The organism is Undibacterium sp. GW821-FHT07F11 (assembly GCF_059418665.1).
Genome location: NZ_JBWKQH010000005.1, coordinates 71,612 through 89,167, shown reverse-complemented (window position 1 = coordinate 89,167; position 17,556 = coordinate 71,612). Strand labels below are relative to the sequence as shown.

Annotated in this window: 15 protein-coding genes; 7 read left to right on the top strand and 8 right to left on the bottom strand. The window is 51.1% G+C overall.

The window, feature by feature from the left end:
- Nucleotides 1-137: 137 nt before the first annotated feature.
- From AC07OI_RS13770 to AC07OI_RS13750, 5 genes are all read right to left on the bottom strand, one after another.
- On the bottom strand, nucleotides 138-932 hold the full coding sequence (locus AC07OI_RS13770) for a CsgG/HfaB family protein (protein WP_492703247.1): 795 nt from the start codon (nucleotides 930-932) through the stop codon (nucleotides 138-140).
- A gap of 70 nt (nucleotides 933-1,002) precedes the next feature.
- Nucleotides 1,003-2,805 (bottom strand): aspartate--tRNA ligase, encoded by a 1,803-nt coding sequence (aspS, locus tag AC07OI_RS13765; protein ID WP_492703246.1) that lies wholly within the window; start codon nucleotides 2,803-2,805, stop codon nucleotides 1,003-1,005.
- A 61-nt stretch (nucleotides 2,806-2,866) separates the two neighbouring features.
- A complete protein-coding gene (locus AC07OI_RS13760; RefSeq protein WP_423009111.1) occupies nucleotides 2,867-3,469 on the bottom strand; it encodes a DUF502 domain-containing protein in 603 nt (200 codons plus the stop codon).
- A 63-nt stretch (nucleotides 3,470-3,532) separates the two neighbouring features.
- Nucleotides 3,533-3,856, bottom strand: coding sequence for an FmdB family zinc ribbon protein (locus tag AC07OI_RS13755; protein ID WP_492703245.1), 324 nt, complete (start codon nucleotides 3,854-3,856; stop codon nucleotides 3,533-3,535).
- A gap of 93 nt (nucleotides 3,857-3,949) precedes the next feature.
- Nucleotides 3,950-5,374 carry a high affinity choline transporter 1 gene (locus AC07OI_RS13750; protein ID WP_495257641.1) on the bottom strand — a complete coding sequence of 475 codons (1,425 nt, stop codon included), beginning with the start codon at nucleotides 5,372-5,374 and terminating at the stop codon, nucleotides 3,950-3,952.
- A gap of 411 nt (nucleotides 5,375-5,785) precedes the next feature.
- Between AC07OI_RS13750 and AC07OI_RS13745 the strand changes: the two genes are divergently transcribed.
- Nucleotides 5,786-6,466: a Bax inhibitor-1/YccA family protein gene (locus AC07OI_RS13745; protein WP_492703242.1), complete on the top strand. Its 681-nt coding sequence runs from the start codon at nucleotides 5,786-5,788 to the stop codon at nucleotides 6,464-6,466.
- 81 nt (nucleotides 6,467-6,547) lie between these two features.
- Here the strand turns inward: AC07OI_RS13745 and AC07OI_RS13740 are convergent, their stop codons facing one another.
- On the bottom strand, nucleotides 6,548-7,561 hold the full coding sequence (locus AC07OI_RS13740; protein WP_492703241.1) for a M20/M25/M40 family metallo-hydrolase: 1,014 nt from the start codon (nucleotides 7,559-7,561) through the stop codon (nucleotides 6,548-6,550).
- A 268-nt stretch (nucleotides 7,562-7,829) separates the two neighbouring features.
- On the opposite strand from AC07OI_RS13740, the gene AC07OI_RS13735 reads away from it, so the two are divergent.
- From AC07OI_RS13735 to AC07OI_RS13720, 4 genes are all read left to right on the top strand, one after another.
- Nucleotides 7,830-8,960, top strand: coding sequence for a GNAT family N-acetyltransferase (locus AC07OI_RS13735; RefSeq protein WP_495257640.1), 1,131 nt, complete (start codon nucleotides 7,830-7,832; stop codon nucleotides 8,958-8,960).
- 100 nt (nucleotides 8,961-9,060) lie between these two features.
- Nucleotides 9,061-10,308 (top strand): exonuclease SbcCD subunit D C-terminal domain-containing protein, encoded by a 1,248-nt coding sequence (locus tag AC07OI_RS13730; protein ID WP_495257639.1) that lies wholly within the window; start codon nucleotides 9,061-9,063, stop codon nucleotides 10,306-10,308.
- On the top strand, nucleotides 10,305-14,114 hold the full coding sequence (locus AC07OI_RS13725) for an SbcC/MukB-like Walker B domain-containing protein (protein ID WP_495257638.1): 3,810 nt from the start codon (nucleotides 10,305-10,307) through the stop codon (nucleotides 14,112-14,114). The genes AC07OI_RS13730 and AC07OI_RS13725 overlap by 4 nt, the downstream gene beginning before the upstream one ends.
- A 48-nt stretch (nucleotides 14,115-14,162) precedes the next feature.
- Nucleotides 14,163-14,471, top strand: a complete 309-nt coding sequence (locus tag AC07OI_RS13720; protein ID WP_495257637.1) for a single-stranded DNA-binding protein — start codon at nucleotides 14,163-14,165, stop codon at nucleotides 14,469-14,471.
- A gap of 75 nt (nucleotides 14,472-14,546) precedes the next feature.
- On the opposite strand, the gene AC07OI_RS13715 is transcribed toward AC07OI_RS13720, so the two are convergent.
- Together AC07OI_RS13715 and AC07OI_RS13710 are read right to left on the bottom strand one after the other, a co-directional pair.
- Complete coding sequence (locus tag AC07OI_RS13715; RefSeq protein WP_495257636.1) at nucleotides 14,547-15,167, bottom strand: DUF938 domain-containing protein; 621 nt, start codon at nucleotides 15,165-15,167, stop codon at nucleotides 14,547-14,549.
- A 140-nt stretch (nucleotides 15,168-15,307) separates the two neighbouring features.
- A complete protein-coding gene (locus AC07OI_RS13710; RefSeq protein ID WP_495257635.1) occupies nucleotides 15,308-15,931 on the bottom strand; it encodes a LysE family translocator in 624 nt (207 codons plus the stop codon).
- A gap of 132 nt (nucleotides 15,932-16,063) precedes the next feature.
- Between AC07OI_RS13710 and AC07OI_RS13705 the strand changes: the two genes are divergently transcribed.
- Complete coding sequence (locus tag AC07OI_RS13705; RefSeq protein WP_492703231.1) at nucleotides 16,064-16,519, top strand: Lrp/AsnC family transcriptional regulator; 456 nt, start codon at nucleotides 16,064-16,066, stop codon at nucleotides 16,517-16,519.
- Nucleotides 16,520-16,655: 136 nt separating this feature from the next.
- Nucleotides 16,656-17,453: a type IV pili methyl-accepting chemotaxis transducer N-terminal domain-containing protein gene (locus tag AC07OI_RS13700; protein WP_495257634.1), complete on the top strand. Its 798-nt coding sequence runs from the start codon at nucleotides 16,656-16,658 to the stop codon at nucleotides 17,451-17,453.
- Nucleotides 17,454-17,556: the final 103 nt, after the last annotated feature.

Here is a 17,556-nt window from a genome sequence, read left to right as displayed (position 1 = left end):
TCAGCTTGCTATTCTAACTCCTTTAGCTACCGGTGCTTTTTTGTATCTGATCTATCCGGGCTAACAGTATCAAAACAAAAAAAAGAGCCTGTCAGAAACAGGCTCTTTTGGTGATGCTTTTGTCGCAGGATTGAGGCTTACTTCTTCACTGGCACAGCAGGCGGCATTTCTTTTTCCTGTAAATGCCTGACTTGCGGCACCAGCTTATTGTGCGCATCCAGGAAGGCAGCAACGATGACCTTGGCTTCATTGGTATTGCTCCAGCCTGCGCCAAAGCCACCACCGGCAGCACCAAAACTGAGGCCGCCCATGCCCAGGTCCGTGGTCTTGGCAGAACCGGTTGCAGCTGCCAGTTGCTCGGTGGTTTCATTATCAGTCAATAATAAAACCACTTGTGCTTCCTTGAAGCTGACCTTCTCTGCATAACCAGTGAAATTCCTGAGGAAAGGGATCATGCCCATGATGGCACCAATACCGCCACCGGCCTTGCTTTCAGAAAAAGTCAGGCTGGGGGTAATCGTGTATTGCGCTTCATAGCCTTTACCCTTGGACACCGTAGAATTTTTACGGATAATGCCCTGATCCTTGAGTTCCTGCTCCTGTATCACGGCCTTCAGGCCAGATGCACGATCAACCACGCGGAAGCAACCACTTTGCTGTGCCAGCAAGCGTATCAAAGGCACGGGAGAAGACGGCAAGTTGTACTGGCTGCTCATGGTGTAGCCATTCGGGTTCTCGACCAGTGACAGGGTCGCGACTGGTGCATCACACTTGACCAGAGTCTTGCTGGCACCCTTGGCACCAGCAGGACCGGCAGCGCCTGTCACTTCAGAAGAACCTTCACCAAGTTCAGTTTTCTTTTCTCCGCAAGCGGCGAGAAACAAACTGCTGCTCAACAATAAAAATAAGGCTGTCTTGTTATTCACTTGCATACTCTTTTCATTGATCACAGTTTATTGGCCCGGCTTACAGATTAAAGATGCTTAACTTACTTAGGCTTACTTAGGCGATTTTTGGTTCTGCTGCACGCAAACGGATATGCAGTTCACGCAATTGCTTTTCGTCGACTTCAGATGGTGCTTGTGTCAACAGACATTGCGCACGCTGGGTTTTCGGGAAAGCGATGACGTCACGAATGGATTCTGCACCTGTCATCATGGTGACGATACGGTCCAGGCCAAAAGCCAGGCCACCATGTGGAGGCGCGCCATATTGCAGGGCATCCAGCAGGAAACCAAATTTCAGCTGTGCTTCTGCATCATCGATCTTCAATGCACGGAACACTTTGCTTTGTACATCAGCACGATGGATACGGACAGAACCACCGCCCAGTTCCCAGCCGTTCAGGACCATGTCATAGGCCTTGGCGATACACTTGCCCGGATCAGTTTCCATCAAGTCTTCATGACCATCTTTTGGTGCCGTGAATGGGTGGTGCGTCGCTGTCCAGCGGTCGTTTTCTTCATCATGTTCAAACATGGGGAAGTCAACTACCCACAATGGTTTCCATACGTCTTCAAACAAGCCATTGGCTTTGCCGAATTCGCTATGACCGATTTTCACGCGCAACGCGCCGATAGCGTCATTGACGACTTTGGCTTTGTCTGCGCCGAAGAAAATCAGGTCGCCATCTTGTGCGCCTGTACGTTCCAGCACTTGTGCCAGGGCAGCGTCATGGATGTTCTTGACGATAGGAGACTGCAAGCCATCACGGCCTTGTGCCTTGTCATTCACCTTGATGTAAGCCAGGCCTTTGGCACCGTAGATACCGACGAATTGAGTGTACGCGTCGATTTCAGAACGTGGCATGTTGGCACCACCTGGTACGCGCAAACCGACTACACGGCCATTGACCATATTGGCGGCACCGGCGAATACTTTGAAGTCGACATCCTTCATCACGTCTGTCAATTCTGTGAATTGCAGTTTGACGCGCATGTCTGGTTTGTCGGAACCATACAGACCCATGGCTTCAGCAAATTCCATGACAGGGAAAGGATTTGGCAGGTCGATGTCCAGCGTGTTTTTGAAAACCAGACGTATCATGCCTTCAAACATGTCACGAATCTCTTGCTCGTTCATGAAGGAAGTTTCGCAATCGATCTGGGTAAATTCTGGCTGGCGGTCAGCGCGCAAGTCTTCATCGCGGAAGCACTTGGTGATCTGATAGTAACGGTCAAAGTTGGCCACCATCAGCAATTGTTTGAACAATTGAGGGGATTGTGGCAAGGCAAAGAAGTTACCAGCATTAACGCGGGATGGCACCAGGTAGTCACGTGCGCCTTCTGGCGTGGACTTGGTCAGCATCGGTGTTTCGATATCGATGAAACCATTTGCATCGAGGAACTTGCGCACTTCCATCGCTACCTTGTAACGCAGGCGCAGGTTATTTTGCATCTGTGGGCGGCGCAGGTCCAGCACGCGGTGAGTCAGGCGTGTGGTTTCAGACAGATTGTCATCATCCAGCTGGAACGGTGGCGTAACAGAAGGATTCAACACTTCCACTTCATGCGCCAGCACTTCGATCTTGCCGGATTTCAGATTATTGTTGCCAGTACCTTCTGGACGGCTACGTACCAGGCCAGTAATGCGCAGGCAAAATTCATTACGTACGGACTCTGCAGCTTTGAACACGTCGGCACGGTCAGGATCGCAAACAACCTGCACCAGACCTTCGCGGTCACGCAAGTCGATAAAGATCACGCCGCCGTGATCGCGACGACGGTGCACCCAGCCGCACAGGCTGACGGTTTGGCCGAGTAATTCCTCAGTAGTGAGGCCGCAGTATTGGGTACGCATGGACATATTTCTTACCTGTCTGTATTCAAAATTAAAAATGATTTGATGCAGTGGATAACCACATCATTTATTTGGTGGGGAGATGCTCGGGAGCCACCACGCCCATGGAAACAATATACTTGAGTGCGGCATCGACACTCATGTCCAGTTCTATGGCCTGATCCCTGGGTAACATCAGGAAAAAGCCGGAAGTCGGATTCGGCGTTGTCGGCACATATACGCTGACAAAATCACCTTTGAGGTGATTGACTACATCACCACCCGGTACACCGGTAAGAAAGCCTATGGTCCAGCAATCACGGCGCGGGTATTCGATCAGCACAGCTTTGCGGAAAGCATTGCCGGATGATGAAAACAAGGTATCGGATACCTGTTTCACGCTGGAATAGATGGAACTGACGATAGGAATACGCTGCAACAGGCTTTCCCAGGCTTTGATAACGTAATTGCCAATAAAGTTCTGTGCCAGCAAACCAGTCACAAAGACGATGAGCAAGGTCAGGATCGTACCTATGCCCAGCACTTTGAAGCCAACCAGTTTTTCTGGACGCCATTCAACTGGCAACAGCAACAGGGACTGGTCCATGGTACTGATAATGGCATGCAGCACCCACAGCGTGATTGCCAGGGGTACTAAAATCAGCAAGCCAGTAATAAAGTATTTACGCATGGTAATCACAAGTTTTCTGAGTGAAACGACAATAATAATGGATTAAGTGTAATCAAGTACAACTCAGGCAGCTTTGCCTGAATCGCTAGCCGGAGCCGCCACTGGAGCAGATGCGGCCGTTGTTGTACTGGCTTCAGCTGCCGGCGCTGTTGTTGATCCAGCAGACCCGCCTTCAGCAGATGGTGCGGCAGCAGCACCGCCAGAGCCACCACGGAAGTCAGTCACATACCAGCCCGAGCCCTTGAGCTGAAAGCCGGCAGCAGTCACTTGCTTGCGGAAAGAAGATTTGCTGCAGGCAGGACAAACACTGAGCGGCTCTTCGGACATCTTTTGCAATACATCCTTGGCAAACCCGCATTCTTCACAACGGTAAGCATAAATCGGCATGGTGTAGCCTTAAAAAAACTGATAAAACCCTGAATTATAAAGGTTTTTGACCAGAATTTGCGCATTGCATCATGCCAGCCCCCCAAGCCGATATCAAACAGTTAATGGCTTGCGGATAAATTGCGGCAGCAAAGACCCGGCTACCATGCCTGTCACACTCATGAGCACACCTACCAGTTGCGGCGGCCACAAACCATCCGGCGCAAAGACTTCCATACTGACCCAGCAGACTATGCCAAGGATGATGGATGCCAGGCCACCCTGGGTAGTGGCACGCTTCCAGTACAGACCAAATGACAGCGGTACAAAAGCGGCAACCAGGGTCACTTTATAGGCATTCTCCACCATTTTATAAATACTGGATTCGGTGTTCATGGCAAATATGGTAATGATGACAGTGAATACCAGCACCACGATACGCATCATGAACAGGAATTGCTTGTCACTTTGCTTGGGGAAGAATGGTTTCAGGATGTTTTCAGAAAAGGTCACAGACGGCGCCAGCAAAGTTGCGCTGGCACAACTCTTGATCGCCGACAGCAAGGCACCAAAGAACATGACCTGGGCCAGCATGGGTACCTTGGTCATGATCAGGGTAGGCAAAATCAGTTGCGGGTCTTTGTCTATCAGGCTTTCGACCATCTTGGGGTCGATCAGCGTCGCGGAATAAGCCAGGAACATGGGGATGAAGGCGAAGCAGAAATACAATACGCCACCCAATACCGATGCATTACCGGCAATTTTTTCGTTTTTGGACGAAGCCACGCGCTGGAACACGTCCTGCTGGGGTATCGAACCCAGCATCATGGTGATCCAGGCGGCAAAGAACCAGAGTGACTCTTTGGCAGTGGGAGAAGGCCAGAATTCCAGCTTGCCCGCATTGGCCGCATGAGAAATCACCACCCCTGCCCCGCCAACCATGCCAGACACTTCCCAGCCTATATACAACATGCCGACGACAATGATGATCATTTGCAAGAAGTCAGTGATTGCCACTGACCACATGCCACCCATCAGGGTATAGATCAGTACGCTGCCAGCACCTATCATCATGCCGGTGTTCATGGAGATGTAACCACCAGACACCACTGTGAACACCAGGCCCAGTGCCTTGATCTGAGCAGCCACCCAGCCCAGGTAAGAGACAACGATACACAGGGTCACCAGCACCTCGGCAGTACGGCCAAATTTATTGCGGTAATAATCACCGATAGTCAGCAAGTTCATGCGGTACAGCGGACGCGCAAAGAACAGGCCAACAAAGATCAGGCACAAGGAAGAGCCGAAGGGATCAGCAACCACACCCTTCAAACCCTCCTTGACGAAGGTGGAGGAAATACCCAGCACTGTTTCAGAACCAAACCAGGTCGCAAACACCGTGGCGGTGACCACATACATGGGCAACGAGCGACCCGCGACTGCATAGTCCTTGGAGTTATTGACATAACGGGCGGCATACAAACCTATGCCAACAGAGATGACCCAATACAGGATGACGAACCAGATAAGTGTATTCATGGAAAGGCGTGCAATGATGTCAATAAAAAAACCCGCTTTTTTGCTGCGGGCATTATAGACGTAAGTTACACGAAGTTTGACTAGGGAACAGGCAATTTTCTGCGATGTATTATGCTTATTTGTGTAAAAAACACGCTATCTTGCCCGATGTATCAAAATGTACCTGAAAATGGAGCTTGAATAGCAAAAACATAACATCACTTCATTTCCACGAGGAAACCTGAAGGGAAATTAAATAGTTATCATATATACAATTATTTGAAACACTTTGAAACATGATTGACTTTACACAGACACATTCATATAAAATCGGCCACGCCTTGCACATTTTGCAGGCTTATTATTCTACATATTAATCTAAGCTGCAGAGCTGTTTCAGGCTGATGCAGCACATCTACGATAGGAACATCCATGGAACTGGCAAGCACCCAACAAGGTTACGGACCAGCGCGTGAGCGTTTTATCAGCAAGACCTTTAATCACCTCGGCGGCGCAATCCTGGCGTTCACTGCGATTGAAGTCATTTTATTCAAATCCGGTATCGCCGATGTCATGGCACAAGCCATGCGCCATCTGCCATGGTTCCTCATCCTTGGCGCATTCATGCTGATAGGCTGGCTGGCATCGCGTGCGGCACATACGGTAGAAAGCCTGCCCCTGCAATATGCAGCGCTGGGCGCATACATCGTGGCAGAAGCGATAATCTTTATTCCCATCCTGTCGATCGCCAATAAGGTAGCCCCGGGTGCCATCGCCAATGCTGGCCTGGTGACCATACTGGCAACCGTAGGCCTGGTCGGTATTGCCTATGTGTCGCGCAAAGACTTTTCTTTCCTCGGCAGTGTATTGAAATGGGGTGGCCTGGTTGCCCTGATACTGATCGCCTGTGGCATGATCTTTGGCTTCCAGCTCGGCCTGTTCTTTTGTGTAGGCATGGTGGCTTTTGCCGGTGCAGCGATCCTGTACGATGCATCCAACGTCATCCATCATTACCCTGAAGACCGTTATGTCGGTGCCGCACTGGAATTGTTCGCCTCAGTTGCCCTGATGTTCTGGTATGTCTTGCGTATCGTCATGAGCCTGCGTGACTAAGCAGCTTTATCTTCCCCAGCCTGCTTCAACGCAGGCTGGAGACCAGTTTAGCCCCCAGCCCGCCTCTGCTTCACTTCCACCTTATTTACTTCCCTTGCTACCCTTGTCTGCTCCAGTCAGCACAGCGGCCTGCCCATCTTTGCCTCTACTCCTGAAATCAGTCGTCAGCATGGCCTGATCCAGCAAATAACTGGCCTTGGTCAATAAATCCACTGCCCCCAGATAAAACTGTGGATTGATCTTGTCTGCCGTGTCTGTCGGCTGATGATAGTCAGCGTGGTCTTCCACGCCAAAATAGATATGCGGCACACCCGCCAGAAAGAAAGGCAGGTGATCTGACTGTTTGGTCCAGTCATCTTGTCCTTGTTCTGGCCTGTCGTGGCCGAATTTGAGTTTCACGCCCTGTGTGCCATCGAGGCTGTGCAGCAAATCCCTGAGTGCAGGCGTATGGTAAGCACCGCTGGCATACAACTCGCCCTTGTCGCCACGGGCAATCATGTCGAAATTCATATTCATGCCTATGCGTGTCATCTCCACTACTGGCTTGGCAGCAAAAGCGCGCGAACCACTCAGCCCCATTTCTTCTGCATCAAACAGGATGTACATGACATCATGTTGCGGTGGATTATTTTGCATGGCAGCAGCTATTGCCAGCACGGCGGCCACGCCGGAGGCATTATCATCCGCACCGTAATAAATCTTGCCCGCCTTCTCACCCAGATGATCATAATGCGCGCTGATCACCAGCACAGGTGCTGTCGCGTGGTCGCTCATGCTGCCGGGACGGCAGGCAAGGATATTTTTACCTTTGCGGCTGGCACCCTGGCGGGTCTGGAATTCAAACTCGTGCACGAAATCATCCTTGCACGGTGTCAAACCCAGTTGCTGTACGCGACTGATAATGTAATCACGTGCCAGGGCGCTGCCCTTGCTTTCGGTCGCTCGCCCAGCCATTTCTTCGCTGGCCAGCTTGTTGACATCGACCATAGCCTGCACCGCCGCATTTGCCGATTCCGCTGCCTGTACAGGCAAATGACTGAGGCCAAGCGCTAATACTGGCAATAAGCTGGAAATCGTTTTACTAAGTTTTGACATGGATCATTACCGGGGCTGAAGTTAAAAGTGACATTGGATGTTAGCTAAGACAAACGGACATCAATATAAGTTCTCCTTGCAAAAAATGCCATGACTTGCCTGTATTAATGCTCTAATACCAGCAAATAGGTTTGTGGAAGCTTGCAATTGCCGCCTTAACATGGCATAAACGCCAGCTTGGCTTTCGCTGCATTCGATATAGCATGCATGGCATGTCTATCATTTAATTTTAAACATTGCGAATGTGCACCAATAAATTTATCCACAGATGTCGAATTTAAAAAAACTTGTTGTTACCACAGAAGCGGAGTTTGAAGCCCTGGCGGCTTCCTGGCGTCTGCTGGAAACGCAAGTGCCGCAACTTTTGCCCTTCCAGACTTATGACTGGAACCGCGCCTGGTGGCAGATTTTTTCCGATTCATCCTGGTATCACAAAGACGAACTTGCCATCTGCACCCTGCATGAGCAAGAACAGCTCGTTGCTGTCATGCCACTGACAAATACCCATGTCGGCCTGCATCAACTGTTCATGTACCGCTATGTCCGGCCTTTCGGTGCGGACCCCAATCTGACAGAAATCAGGGTGCCACTGGCCTTGCCTGACCACACTGAAACCATATTGCAACAATGGGAAGATTTGTCGCGACAGGAAACTTTAGGCCTGACCGAGTTCCAGATCATCCATACCAAACAACATGCCCTACATTTTCTGACAAAGAACATAGCAGTTCATCCGCTGGAAGCGAGGGACATACCCAACTACATCCTGCATCTGGGTGAAAGCTGGTCATGCTTTAAATCCGCACTGAAACGCAATATCAAGGAATCCTTGCGTCGCTGCTATAACTCACTGGCGCGCGACAATTTGCAATTGCGCCTGCAAGTCTGGCAAGGTGCCGACGGGATCAAACCCAGGCTGGAGGAATTTTATGTCCTGCATGCAGCCCGCGCCGGTGCCACCAATACGGTAGAACACCCAGACTACTTTGCCGACACCAAGCACCGCGCCTTCATGGCCGCACTACTTGACAATGATTTTGGTCAGCGCATGCGCCTGTTCAGCCTGGAGCTGGACGGTCGTGTCGTTGCAATGCGTCTGGGCTTTGCCATGGGTGAAGAACTGTATCTCTACTATTCAGGCTATGACTTGAAGTTTGCTCGTTACAGCGTCATGACTACCCTGTTGGCCGAAATCATACAATGGTCTTACACACAAAATTTTAAGCGCATTAATTTATCAGTCGGCGAAGATGTCTCCAAAACCCGCTGGGGGCCATCTGTCACAGACTATGTTGAATACCAGTGCGTGAAGAACAATACCTGGCGCAGGAACCTGGGCAGCGGTATTTTGAAGATGCGCAAATTACGCCGGAACTGGTCTGGACAAAAGTCTGATTAAGCTGGTAACAGCTCAGCCCTTCTTGAAGTTTCATCGCGATATAAAAACGGTTACACTTCCCTTGCTAAACACTTGTACTTGCACAGGCTAAGGAAAACTCTTGCGCTTCATCCACACTTCTGACTGGCACCTTGGCCAAACACTGCATAGTGCCGAGCGTGCCCTGGAACATCAGTATTTTCTTGACTGGCTCATCGCTACGCTGGAACAACAACAGGCAGATGCCCTATTGATCGCAGGCGATGTGTTCGACAATGCCAACCCGTCCGCCATTTCACAAAAACAGTTTTACCGTTTCTTGCAGCAAGCCAAGGCGCGTTTGCCCAAACTGGATATCGTCATCATTGCAGGCAACCACGATTCCCCTGGCAGGCTGGAAGCACCCGGTCCGCTATTGGATGGCATGGACATCAGCGTCATAGGCATGGTGCCGCGCCGGGCCGATGGCAGCATTGATATAGCAGCCATGGTCTTGCCATTACGGCAGAATGATGAAATTGCCGCCTGGTGCCTGGCCATACCTTTTCTGCGCCCTGGCGACGTACCAAGGGTAGAAAATGCCAGCGATCCCTACATGGCAGGCATCGCCCAGCTGTACAAGGATGTGACTGAGCATGCACTCAGTGTGCGCCAGCCTGGCCAGGCCCTCATCGCCATGGGGCATTGCCACATGGTAGGCGGTGAAATATCAGAAGACTCTGAACGCCGTATTGTCATCGGTGGCACTGAGGCTTTATCGGCCAGTATGTTTGATAGCCAAATTACCTATGCGGCCCTGGGACATTTGCATCTGGCGCAAAGAGTTGGCAAACAAGAGCACCTCCGCTATTGTGGCAGCCCCCTGCCCCTGTCTTTTTCTGAAGTCGATTACCAGCATCAGGTCTTGTGTGTGGATATCAAAGGTGATCAACTTGAAAAAGTGACGCCTGTCCATGTGCCACGTTCAGTACAGCTCTTGCGCATTCCCAAACAGGCAGCACCCCTGCCTGCTGTGCTGGATGCACTTGACAGCCTTGACCTGGCCAGTATCGTCGATGCCAGCAAGGGTACACAATATGATCCCTACCTTGAAGTCAGGATCAAGCTAGAGGCACCAGAGCCCGGCCTGCGTACGCGCATAGAAGGCTATATAGCAGGCAAGCCCTTGCGACTGCTAAAGATAGATACGCACTACCCGGGCAAAGCGCAGGACGACAATAGCGATGAACAGGCAACACAAGACACTCTCGACCGCCTGCAGCCAGAAGACATCTTCCGTCGCCTGTATCAAGGAAAATACCAGCAAGATGCACCAGACGACATGCTGCGGGCTTTTGGCGAACTATTGCATGACGAGAACGTGCAATGAAGATACTCGCCATACGCGGTAAAAACCTGGCTTCTCTCGCAGGTGAATTTGCTGTCGATTTTACGCAAGAGCCTTTGCAGTCTGCTGGCCTGTTTGCCATCAGCGGCCCCACCGGTGCAGGCAAAAGCACCCTGCTGGATGCCCTTTGCATGGCCCTGTATGAAAACACGCCAAGACTGATCAAGGCAGGCACGACAAAATTACCAGATGGTGCAGATGCGGTGACCCAGCAAGATACCGGTAACCTGCTCAGGCGCGGCACTGGTGAAGGTTATGCCGAAGTCGATTTTGTGGGCACCGATGGCAATGCCTATCGATCACGCTGGAGTGTGCGCCGTTCGCGCAATAAAGCCACAGGCATCTTGCAGCCGACCACGATGTCGCTGCACCAGTTGCCGCAACTGCAGCCCATAGGTGGCAAGAAAACCGAGGTCAAGGAAGAAATCATCAAACGCCTTGGCCTGAAGTTTGAACAATTCACCCGCGCCGTTTTGCTGGCACAAAACGAGTTTTCCAGCTTTTTAAAAGCCGATGACAATGACCGTGGCGAATTGCTGGAAACCCTGACCGGCAGCGACATCTATGGCCAGATATCACAACGCGCCTTTGCCCGTGCCAAGCTGGAACGTGAAGCACTGGAGCGCTTTCATGTGCGCCTGGCAGACAATAAACCGCTGAGCGCAGAAGAGCGCACACAACTGGAGACTGACCTGGGCATCAGCAAAATCCGCTTAGATGATTTTGATGCCCAACTCGCAGAGCTGCAAACACATTTGCGCTGGCAGGCCGATGATAGCAAGTTGCTACAGGGCGAACAGCAAGCACAGCAGCAATTGCAAATTCATGAACAGGAGAAGGTTGCAGCTGCAGCAAGAGCCGCTTATCTGCAACAAGTAGAAAGCATACAAGCTGCACGCCCACTGCTGACAGAACTCGAACGTCTGAAACAGGCAATCAGCCTGGGCCAGGCAGAAATCACTACAGCCCATAACAATATACAGACAGGCATGCTCAGCGCACAAGAAAAACATCTGGCGCTGACGCAAGCACAGCAAGCATTGCAGCAAGCCGAACATGTCTTGCAAGAAGCAACGCCTTTGCTGGATGCCGCCAAGGCGCTCGACAGCAGCCTGAACATCTTGCGCAGCAACTGGCTGGCTGCGCAACAGACGCAAGCGCAGACAGAACAGGCACTGGCGACTGCAAGGCAACAACTTAAGAGCAAACAGGCTGACCTGGCACAACTGCACAAAAAGCAGCATGACCTGCAAATATGGCTGACCCAACACGCTGGCTTGCAAAGCCTGGCCGACAACTGGACAGCATGGGAATTATTACTCAAGCAGGCCGCAACAGCCCAAAAAGATGCCAGTTACCAGCAACAAAACATACTTGATCTACAAAAACAAAGGGACAAGCAAGAACAGTTACTGGCAGAACGCGCTCTACAACTCCAGGCAAGCGAACAAAGCTGGATAGCTACAGAAAAATCACGTGAACAGGCGGCAGACAAACTGGCACAGTTTGACTTGCCCGGTTTGCAGGCACAAAGACTGACGCTGGATCAAAGGCGTGAACTATTAAGCAGTGCCACAGACTTGCAAAGGCAAATGCATGAACAGGCGCGACGCAAGCAGGTTTTGGACACTCAGCAGCAAACCAGCCAGTTGAGTATGCAAACCGCCGATAAAACCGTTGTTAAAATCGAGACACAATTACCCAGCCTGATTGCTGCAAAAGAACAGGCAAATAAAAGCCTGCAACTGACCCAGGCCGCCTGCAATGCCAATGTAGAAAGCCTGCGTGATGCCCTGCAAGACGAGCAAGCCTGCCCGGTCTGCGGAGCGACTGAACACCCCTACAAAACCGGCAACCCGCAACTGCATGCCTTGCTGGTGCAGTTGGAAAATGAACTCAAGCATTGCCAGCAAGTCGAGCAAGACCAGCGCCAGTTACTGGCAACCGCAACGGCTGAGCACAAGCAATATCAACAGCAGCAAAAACAATTGCAGCAAGAACTGGCAGCATTGCAGCAACAGGAAAAAATCGTAGCAAGTGCATGGCAAGCGCACAGCATCGCCACTGAATTACGGATAGCGAAAATCGATAATGAACAAGCCAGCACCTGGTTAAGCCAGCAACAAACTGGCCTGCAAGAACAACTGCGACAATTGCTTAAAACCGAACAGGCCTATCAACAGGCAACAAAGGGCAGGGATGAGGCATTTGCCAATACAGAAAAAATACGCCGCACCCTGCAAGAGCACAAAGATAGCCATACAGCGCTAGTCCATGTCATTGAAAAATTCACTGCTGCACTGGCGCAGGCAACAGAAAAAGAACAGGATGCCCGTCAAAAACTGGATGAAGCCCTGGCTCAATTGGCACCGGCATTTGCCGCGCAATCAGACGACGGCAACAGTTGGCAAGACAACTGGCATGCATCGCCAATGGAATTCCAGAACCAGTGCGCAACCCATGTGCAACAATGGCAAAGCCATCAACTCGCATCCATCCAAAATGCGGAACAACTGGCGAAGCTGCAGCTGGAAATCGACAAACTGCAAACACACTCCCAGCAGTTGGATGAGCAGTTTTCCAGCGACAACAAACGCTATCTCGATGTAGATGCGGCATTAAAACAGCAACAATACAAACGACAGGAACTATTCCAGGGTCGCGCCGTCAGCGAGACAGAAGCGCAATTCACACTAGCCATCAATCAGGCAAAAGCGGCACTGCAAATCCAACTGCAAGCGCATGATGAAATACGCCAGCAACTGGCGCGCCTGCATGAAGCACAAGAGCAAATCAATAGACGCATCACCCAGCAAAACCAGGAACTACACAATGCCCATGAAAAACTGCAGGAGTGGATAGCTCAGCAGCAAGCCACGATAGAAAATCTGGACGTAACGCACTTGCGTGAATTGCTGGCACATCCTCATACGTGGATTGATGCAGAACGCCAGGCCATGCAAGCCATCAATAATGCAGTCCAGCAAGCCACAACCATATTGCGTGAACGCAGCCAGCAAAGGCAACAGCACTTGCTACAACGTCCCGCTCCACTCAGTTTTACTGAGGCAGAACCCATGCATGATGAGACTGAACAAGAAAGTGAGACTGCGCCAACTGAAATAGGCGAGAGCGAACATCTGCAATCAGTTTTCGGTAATGTCAGTGAGAAACGCCAACACGCACAGCAAGAATACAGCCGCCATCAACTCACGATGGCGCAGGACGAAGCACGCCACCAGCAAGCCAAGAGCCTGATCGCCACCATGCAGGAGCAAGAAAGCCAGACCCGCCTGTGGGCACAGATGAATGAGTTGATAGGTGCAGCAGACGGCAAGAAGTTCCGCAACTATGCCCAGCAAATCACGCTCGACGTCTTGCTCGCCTATGCCAACCAGCACCTGTACCAGCTCTCACGTCGCTACCGCCTGCAACGCGTGACAGACACGCTGGCCTTGATGGTCATCGACCAGGACATGGGCGATGAGCAGCGCTCTGTACATTCGCTGTCCGGCGGTGAATCCTTCCTGGTATCGCTGGCCCTGGCGCTGGGCCTGGCATCCTTGTCCAGCAACCGCATCAAGGTCGAATCCCTGTTCATCGACGAAGGCTTCGGCAGCCTTGATGCCGACACCCTGCGCATCGCCATGGATGCACTCGACAGCCTCCAAGCCCAGGGCCGCAAGGTAGGCGTGATTTCTCATGTGCAGGAAATGACAGAAAGAATATCGACGAGGATACAGGTGCAAAGAGTATCGGGCGGAAGCAGCCTGGTACAGGTTGCCTGATTCTCTTATCGGCCTTAATCAAAACATCAACAGCAAAAGAAAGAATTTATGATAGACGCACTCATCGCCGGACGCATTTACGGCCAGGTCGAAGAACGCTCAGGACAAAATGGTTCAGTCTACGTCACCTGCAAGGTGCGTGCCGCGACGGATGATGGTGAATTCATCATATGCAATGTGATCGCCTTCAACGATGCAACACGCAATACTTTGCTGGGTCTGGGTGATGGTGACAGCCTGTCATTGTCGGGGGCGCTGACACCAAAGGTCTGGTCAGACAAACAGGGTAAAGCCAGGCCAGCACTGGATTTGATTGCGCATGCCGTGATCACGGCGCATTTGAATACGTCCGAATAATTGCCATCAAGCAGTAAGGTGCCCCCTGCGCACCTTACTGTGATTTCAGCACACGGCACTTATAAAAATCCTCGTCTATTTGGTCAACACCAGCAAACGATTATTGGCTGGCATGGCAACATCCTCCAACAGGCGCATGCCATGCCGGCCGGCCAGCTCGGTGATTTTTTCTATGTCGCGTATCCCCATGTGCGCAGCTTGCTGCTTGAGTGACGCATCAAACTGCTGGTTGCTGTCGCTGGTGAACTGGCCTGCATAATTGAAGGGGCCATAAATGCAGAAACGCCCGTCACTCACAAGCAAGGACGCTACTCCGGCAAACATCAACTCCACTTCTTCCCATGCCATGATGTGGCAGGTATTGGCGGTGAAGACGGCATCAAAGTGCCTTTCTGGCCAGGGGCTTTTACCTATATTCAATTCCAGCGGTGGCAACACATTTGGTAAAGCGGCCTCTTCCAGCCAGGCCAGTATGCCGGGGTGATATTCAGGCCTGTCACTGGTTTGCCATTGCAGATGTGGTAGCTGCCGCGCAAACGTCACGGCATGCTGGCCTGTGCCGCTACCGATTTCCAGCAGGCTTTTGCAGTCAGCCAATACGGGTGTGATGACTTGCAGGATGGGTGCGCTGTTTCTTTCACAGGCTAGGGAATACGGTTTGTTCATGCCTATATTTTCCTTGATTGTCTTGATCATTTTGATCGCCAAGCTACTCTACGTTGAAACAGGCAAGGCTGCAATAAGCTAATTTTCATTCGCTCATTTAGTGCAACACTTACAAGACGAATAGAGGCAATCTTATGCTTTATTATCTTGACTTCTTATCCCGGAATATCTCAGACCGCGGCGCACAAACCCCAAATTTGCCATGCTGCGAACCCCAGCAACAAGCAAGCACCTGTCCGGTTGATCAACGTCATTACTCTGATGCTGATTTTCTTGCGTATCAATGCCACTCCACCACTCAAGACCAGCCACCATAAAGCAGATCCAAAGAATACACCCGTGACCATGAAGGCTGCGGCAGATGGGTGCACCGCAACCGGTCCAGCGATGCTGGCGAACACTGCAATGAAAGAGACTATGGTCATGGGGTTGGTGATGGTCAGCATGAATATGGATAAAAATGTTTTGATCACAGGCTGCTTGTTTGCCACAGCCTGATCCACAACTTGCGCTTTGCTCAATAGCAGCTTGCCACCCATCCATGCCAGAAACGCGGCACCAGCTATTGCGAGCGGTGCGCTCAACGATACAAAATAATCGGTGATGGCTACCATACCAAATGCACCTATTGCACCATACACTGCGTCAGCACAAGCTGCGCCCATGCCACTGATAAATCCTGTACGCATGCCGTATGCCAGCGTGCGCTGTATGCATAGCAAGCCTATGGGGCCTACCGGTGCTGCAATCGACACGCCTATCAGCATTGCTTTTAAAAATAAATCCCACTCCATGGTTACACCCAGATCAAAAAGAAGATGCCTCCAGTATGAAGATTTGAGACCGGGATTAACATGGAATAATTCAGGTAAAACTGCTACATTGCCTTCACTATTCTTGCGCACCCTCATCTGGACTTAAATATCATGGATATCGACGCCAAAGCCTGGAAAATCCTCGCCGCCCTGCAACGCGACGCCCGCATCTCTTTGAAAGCACTCGCCGACGAAACCGGTCTGTCCCTGCCCGCCACTTCAGAAAGAGTCAAACGCCTGGAAGAAGCTGGCGTCATCAAGGGTTATCGTGCAGAAGTGAACGCCGAAGCCATAGGCTTGCAAGTTCAGGCGGTCGTCGGCATCACTGTCCCTCAACCACAAAAAGCCAGCCTTATCGCCCACCTCAAATCTTTACCTGAAGTGCTGGAATGCCTGCATGTGACAGGACAGGATTCTTTTTTGTTGCGAGTCGCTACCAGGGACTTGCGTCATCTGGAGAGCTTTGTCGGAAATATCAACCACTATGGTGAGACACGCACTTCTATCATCATGTCGGCACCGATACCGCCAAGGGCTTTGACACAGATCACAGAGCATGAACAATAGAGTGCTTATGCTCAGGTTTGCGCTATATCAAATCCTATGTCAAAAACAGCAGGACTAGTTCCATCGAAGAATAGTCTTTCATCCTTGTGCGGACTAGCCTGAACTCCATTGAATTCGATATGTATATGGAGCTGGCATGCAACGCAGAACATTTGTCACTGGCAGTGCCATCATGGCAGCCAATCTGTTTTTACCTCACCCGGCCATGGCCCAGATTATTGGAGTACACGACGCTATCAATAAGGCTGGCCGCCAGCGCATGCTAACGCAAAGGCTGGCTAAGGCTTATTTGCAAATTGGTTTAAATGTGGAAACAGAAGCATCAAAGAAAATACTGGATCAATCCATGTCCAGCTTTGACCGTCAACTGGTAGAACTACATGCCTTTGCCCCCGCAGCAGATATACGCAGCAATTTATCCAGCATGGAGAAAACCTGGCAGGAATATAAGCAGGCACTGGTAGGCAAGGCCCCTAATCAAAGCGACGCCAGGCTGGTACTCAAGCATAGCGAAACTCTGCTGCACATGGCCGATGAAGTCACCGCACAACTGGAAAAACATGCAGGCAGCAGCACAGGCAAACTGGTCAACCTGGCAGGCCGCCAGCGCATGCTGTCGCAACGCCTGGCCAAACTCTACCAAGCCACCAGCTGGAATATCGCGCCCGGCAATGCTGCCAGCAGCATAGAAAACACCCGCAAGGAATTCTCCACCGCCATGCAAACCCTGCAAGCTGCCAGCGGCAGCAATACCAGATTGAAAGATGAATTGCTACTGGCCCAGTCGCAATGGACATTTTTCGAAGCCGCATTACGTCAAACTGGTGATGGCAAGCTGCAACGCCAATCCGCCAGCAACGTGGCAACCACCAGCGAAAGAATACTGGAGGTGATGGACAAGATTACCGGGATGTATCAGCAACTGGCGATTTGAGAAGGGAGCGTTCAATCGGAATGTGAATATTGGTGGCTCTGCTGTTGCTGTTGGGTTTGCCGTTGTTTTTGACTTTCAGCAGTTCCCATGTGTCGACGCCATT

Bases quoted from the DNA above. Each gene is read 5' to 3' on its own strand.
- AC07OI_RS13770 (WP_492703247.1), bottom strand. From the start codon at position 932: ATGCAAGTGAATAACAAGACAGCCTTATTTTTATTGTTGAGCAGCAGT.
- aspS (WP_492703246.1), bottom strand. From the start codon at position 2,805: ATGTCCATGCGTACCCAATACTGCGGCCTCACTACTGAGGAATTACTC.
- AC07OI_RS13760 (WP_423009111.1), bottom strand. From the start codon at position 3,469: ATGCGTAAATACTTTATTACTGGCTTGCTGATTTTAGTACCCCTGGCA.
- AC07OI_RS13755 (WP_492703245.1), bottom strand. From the start codon at position 3,856: ATGCCGATTTATGCTTACCGTTGTGAAGAATGCGGGTTTGCCAAGGAT.
- AC07OI_RS13750 (WP_495257641.1), bottom strand. From the start codon at position 5,374: ATGAATACACTTATCTGGTTCGTCATCCTGTATTGGGTCATCTCTGTT.
- AC07OI_RS13745 (WP_492703242.1), top strand. From the start codon at position 5,786: ATGGAACTGGCAAGCACCCAACAAGGTTACGGACCAGCGCGTGAGCGT.
- AC07OI_RS13740 (WP_492703241.1), bottom strand. From the start codon at position 7,561: ATGTCAAAACTTAGTAAAACGATTTCCAGCTTATTGCCAGTATTAGCG.
- AC07OI_RS13735 (WP_495257640.1), top strand. From the start codon at position 7,830: ATGTCGAATTTAAAAAAACTTGTTGTTACCACAGAAGCGGAGTTTGAA.
- AC07OI_RS13725 (WP_495257638.1), top strand. From the start codon at position 10,305: ATGAAGATACTCGCCATACGCGGTAAAAACCTGGCTTCTCTCGCAGGT.
- AC07OI_RS13720 (WP_495257637.1), top strand. From the start codon at position 14,163: ATGATAGACGCACTCATCGCCGGACGCATTTACGGCCAGGTCGAAGAA.
- AC07OI_RS13715 (WP_495257636.1), bottom strand. From the start codon at position 15,167: ATGATCAAGACAATCAAGGAAAATATAGGCATGAACAAACCGTATTCC.
- AC07OI_RS13710 (WP_495257635.1), bottom strand. From the start codon at position 15,931: ATGGAGTGGGATTTATTTTTAAAAGCAATGCTGATAGGCGTGTCGATT.
- AC07OI_RS13705 (WP_492703231.1), top strand. From the start codon at position 16,064: ATGGATATCGACGCCAAAGCCTGGAAAATCCTCGCCGCCCTGCAACGC.
- AC07OI_RS13700 (WP_495257634.1), top strand. From the start codon at position 16,656: ATGCAACGCAGAACATTTGTCACTGGCAGTGCCATCATGGCAGCCAAT.